Source organism: Pseudomonas parasichuanensis, from assembly GCF_021601385.1.
Classification (GTDB): Bacteria; Pseudomonadota; Gammaproteobacteria; order Pseudomonadales; family Pseudomonadaceae; genus Aquipseudomonas; species Aquipseudomonas parasichuanensis.
Genome location: NZ_BQHO01000133.1, coordinates 1 through 204 on the forward strand (window position 1 = coordinate 1; position 204 = coordinate 204).

General features: G+C 61.8%; 1 protein-coding gene. It reads right to left on the reverse strand.

Annotated features, from left to right (window positions below; genetic code table 11):
• Positions 1–204: immunoglobulin-like domain-containing protein (locus L6D77_RS27260; RefSeq protein ID WP_236170257.1), on the reverse strand; the 204-nt coding region annotated here is incomplete at both ends.

The following is a 204-nucleotide window of genomic DNA, read 5'->3' on the forward strand; positions in this document are numbered from 1 at the left end:
CGGTCGCGTCGCTGACACCGACGGTCAGGCTGTCGGCGTCTTTGAAGACGTCGTCGCCCTGGGCGTCGGCCTTGTAGATGGCTTCGGTCTGGCCCGCCGGAATCACGACTTTGGCGCCGTTGGACAGCGTGACAGTCAGATCCTGATCCAGCTTCTGGCTGACTTTGACGGTGAACGACGGCTGTTGATCTTCGGTGACATCGC